At 71.9% G+C, this 3,931-nt stretch carries 4 protein-coding genes; 2 read left to right on the top strand and 2 right to left on the bottom strand.

Annotation, left to right across the window (positions count from 1 at the left end; genetic code table 11):
• On the bottom strand, positions 1-1,024 hold a 1,024-nt coding region (locus GQS09_RS27415), incomplete at its 3' end, for an asparaginase (RefSeq protein ID WP_165990220.1).
• Positions 1,025-1,208: 184 nt separating this feature from the next.
• Here GQS09_RS27415 and GQS09_RS27410 point away from each other — a divergent pair.
• The gene (locus GQS09_RS27410) at positions 1,209-1,664 is read left to right on the top strand and encodes an Lrp/AsnC family transcriptional regulator (RefSeq protein WP_165990219.1); all 456 of its coding nucleotides are present in this window, start codon (positions 1,209-1,211) and stop codon (positions 1,662-1,664) included.
• A gap of 160 nt (positions 1,665-1,824) precedes the next feature.
• On the opposite strand, the gene trxA is transcribed toward GQS09_RS27410, so the two are convergent.
• Positions 1,825-2,193, bottom strand: coding sequence for a thioredoxin (gene trxA, locus GQS09_RS27405; protein ID WP_165990218.1), 369 nt, complete (start codon positions 2,191-2,193; stop codon positions 1,825-1,827).
• A 247-nt stretch (positions 2,194-2,440) separates the two neighbouring features.
• Between trxA and GQS09_RS27400 the strand changes: the two genes are divergently transcribed.
• Complete coding sequence (locus tag GQS09_RS27400) at positions 2,441-3,772, top strand: ABC transporter substrate-binding protein (RefSeq protein WP_165990217.1); 1,332 nt, start codon at positions 2,441-2,443, stop codon at positions 3,770-3,772.
• The last annotated feature ends 159 nt before the right edge of the window (positions 3,773-3,931 follow it).

The following is a 3,931-nucleotide window of genomic DNA, read 5'->3' as shown; positions in this document are numbered from 1 at the left end:
GTGCGGCCGGTGCGGGGACGGCCGCGGCCGTGGGGTGGTGCGCGGCGGTGAGGCGGCGCAGCAGCTCCGGGCGCTCGGCCGCGGGGACGTCCGCGAGCAGCGCGGCCAGCACGGCGGTGCGGGCCTGGCCGGCGCGCAGGGTGCCGGTGAGCACCGCCCCGGCCGCGGCCAGGTCGACGGCGCCGCCACCGGTGTAGAGCTCGGCCACCGTGCCCCCCGGTACCCGGGTGGTCACCGCCACCAGCACGCCCGCGGCGACCGCGTCGGCCACCGCCCCGGCGATCTCCGGGGTGGCGTTGCCCGCGCCGGCCGCGACCAGCACCAGGCCCCGGGCGCCGGCCGCCACCGCCGCGTTGAGCAGCACCGGGTCGGCATCGCAGTGGTGCATCACCATGTCGATCCGGGGTGCCGGACCGGCGGGCGGAGCCGGGAGCGGCAACGGCTGCGGGCGCTCCGGGCGGCGCTGCACGGTGATGGTCCCGAAGCCGGTGTGACCCACCCGGGGGGCGGAGGGGTCGGCGAAGGCGTCGTCGGCCAGGGTGTGGGTCTTGACCGTGCCGCGGGCGGCGTGGATCCGGCCGTCGAAGACCACCAGCACGCCCAGGCCGCGGGCGGCCGGGGAGGCGGCGGTGAGCAGCGCGTCGTGCAGATTGCCGGCCGCGTCGCCGTCCGGGGAGTCCAGCGGGCGCTGGGCGCCGGTGAAGACCACCGGACGCTGGTCGGCGTGGTGCAGGTCCACCAGGAAGGCGGACTCCTCCAGGGTGTCGGTGCCGTGCGTGACCACGACACCGGCGACTCCGGGGTCGGCCAGCACCTCGTGCACGGTGTGCAGCAGGGTGAGCTGGTGGGCGGTGGTCAGGCGGGAACTGTTCACCGTGAACAGGTCCACCACCTCGACCGTGACGCCTTCCGGTACGGCCGCCGCGGCCATGACGTCCCGGCCGGCCGCCTCGGCGGCGAAGCCGGACCCCTGCCAGCGGCTGGCGATCGTTCCGCCGGTGCTGATGACGACGACACGTGCCACCTGCGGTGCTCCTTAGCTCCTCGGTGCGGGGGATACCGGACGGCCCTGGCCGGCCGAACGGCGCGCGAGACAGCGGGGCCGGAGAATGCCCGGAAAGGCCCAGGGAGAATGGTAGGGGAATCTACGCGCAAAGATATTGCGGATTCTGGCTGCTGACCTGCGGGTACTGAGGAATGATTGCGCCATGGACGCAATCGACCGCAGCATCTTGCGTGAGCTTCAGTGTGATGGCCGGCTGACCAACCAGGAACTGGCCCAGCGCGTCGGTCTGACGCCCTCGCCGTGCCTGCGCCGGGTCCGGCAGCTGGAGGAGTCCGGGGTGATCCTCGGCTACCGCGCGGTGCTCGACCCGGCGGCGGTGGGGCGCGGCTTCGAGGTGCTGGTCTCCATCGAGGTGCGCCGGGACCGCAGCGCGGTGGAGGAGTTCGAGGCGGCGCTGCGCGACATCCCGGACGTGCTGGAGGCCTACCGGCTGTTCGGCAGCCCCGGCTGCCTGCTGCGGATCGCGGTCGCGGACATCACCGCCTACGAACGCCTGTGGATCGAACGCCTCACCACACTCCCCGGGGTCACCGAGGTGAACTCCCAGATCGTGATGAAGCGCATCAAGGAGCCCGGCGGGCTGCCCGTGGAGCGCTGAGTGCGCCTCCGGCGGCCCCGCCGCTCACCGGCTCACCGGCTCACCGGCTGACGGGTGCAGCCGTCCGTGCGGCGCCGGGGGCGGGTACGGGGGGTGCCGCCGTCGCGGCACTCCGCCGGGCGCGGGTGCGCGCCGGCCCCGGGCGGGGGCAAGGGGTGTCTTACTCCGCGGCGCTCTGTTCGGCGATTTTCCGCCGCACGTCGTCCATGTCGACCTCACGCACCTTGCTGATCAGGTCCTCCAGCGCGGGTCCGGGCAGCGCACCCGGCTGGGCGTAAAGGATCACGCCGTCGCGGATCGCCATCAGGGTCGGGATGGACGAGATCTGGAACGCCGCGGCCAGCTCCTGCTCGGCCTCGGTGTCGACCTTGCCGAAGACGATGTCCTCGTGCTTCTCGGCGGCCTGCTCGAAGACCGGCGCGAACATCCGGCAGGGTCCGCACCACGCGGCCCAGAAGTCCACCAGCACGATGTCGGAGCTCTTGACAGAGGTGTCGAAGTTTTCCTTGGTCAACTCGATGGTCGGCATCGGGCTGGTCACCTTCCTGGAAGTACCTGTTCGGTACGGGTGGGGGTATCTGCGGGCACCTGTGCCAACCGGAGGCGGCCGGGGTTTGTTCCCCGCTCCGGACGGCCGTCCACGGCGCTTGACCGGTGGGTGGAGGATCATGCAGATCCGGGATGGATTGTGATCTATATCACGTTGATGGGAGCGGTCCCATAGTTGTCCAAAACGCATAGGGTGCCGAACCCGACCGGCTCAAAGGAGGGGCGCGATGAGAGGTCGCGGATTCTTGGCGGGGACATTGGCGCTGGCACTGGGGGCGAGTCTGGGTCTGACGGGCTGCGGGGTGCTCGGAGCCTCCGAGGACGGCAAGCGGATCAGCTACTGGGCGACCAACATGGCGCCGTCGGTGGAGGAGGACGAGGAGATCCTCGGCCGCCATCTCAAGGAGTTCACCGAGCGCACCGGCATCGAGGTGGACCTGGAGGTCATCCCCTGGTCGGAGCTCTGGGACCGCATCCAGGAGGCGGTACGCACCGGAAACGGCCCGGACGTGCTCAACATCGGCAACACCTGGTCGACGTCCCTCCAGGAGACCGGGGCCTTCCTGACCCTGGGACTGCTGGAACTGGAGGCCATCGGCGGTGCGGAGAAGTTCCTCCCCTCCAGCATGGCGGCCACCGGCCCGCGCTACGAGGACCCGATCGCGGTGCCGCTCTACGGCCAGGCGTACGGGCTCTACTACAACACCCGGATGTTCGCCGAGGCAGGGATCGAGGAGCCCCCGGCCACCTGGGACGAGTTCGTGGAGGTGGCCGAGGAACTGACCCGGGACACCGACGGCGACGGCGTCCCCGACCAGTGGGGCATCACCCTCGGCGGCGCGGACGTCGGCGTCAACTCGCACTTCGCCTTCATCCTGGGCCGCCAGCACGGCGGTTCGCTCTTCGCCGACGACGGCACCCCGCAGTTCGACAGCGAACCGCAGGTGGCGGCCGTGAAGCGGTACATCGACCTGCTGGCCGAGCACCGGGTGGTCGACCCGGCCGACGCCACCATCCAGAACTTCGACTCCAACCAGGCGTTCGCGGACGGCAAGGCCGCCATGACCATCGCCCAGACCAACACCCTGGGCGTGCTGCAGTCGGAAGGCTTCAGCGACTTCGCGGTCGCGCCGGTGCCGGTGCTCGATCCCCGGCCGGAGGGCGGCCTGGACACCCAGACCATGGTGGCCGGGGTGAACGTCACCGTGTTCGCGGACACCGACGACCGCAAGTCCTCGCTCCAGCTCGTGGAGTTCCTGACCAGCCGGGTGGTGCAGACCGAGCTGAACAAGGAGTACGGCACGCTGCCGGTCACCCTGGACTCCTACGTGGACCCGGCGTTCACCGACGGCGACCTCGGGGTCTTCGGCACCATCCTGCGCGACCACGCCGAGCCGTTCCCGCAGATCCCGGAGACCGGGCGGATGGAGAACCTGGTCGGCGGCGCCATGGTCGAGCTGTTCGCCGCCGCCGCTGCCGGTGAGGTCGGCGAGGAGGACATCCGGCAGGCCATGGAGGCGGCGAGCACCGAGATGGCCGCGGCCGCACCGGCCGGCTGACCGGCCCGCCCGGCCGGCCGCCCGACGGGCCCGCCGGCCGGGCGGGCTCGTCGGGAACAGGGCTCGTCGGGAACAAGGCCCGTCGGAACGAGGAGGGGCGGCCGGCCCGGCTCGGGGGTGGGGAGCCGGGCCGGCCGCCTGTCGGTGCGGTGCGGGCGG

This window comes from Streptomyces sp. YIM 98790, assembly GCF_011421595.1.
Classification (GTDB): domain Bacteria; phylum Actinomycetota; class Actinomycetes; order Streptomycetales; family Streptomycetaceae; genus Streptomyces.
This window is presented reverse-complemented; position numbering and strand designations above follow the sequence as displayed.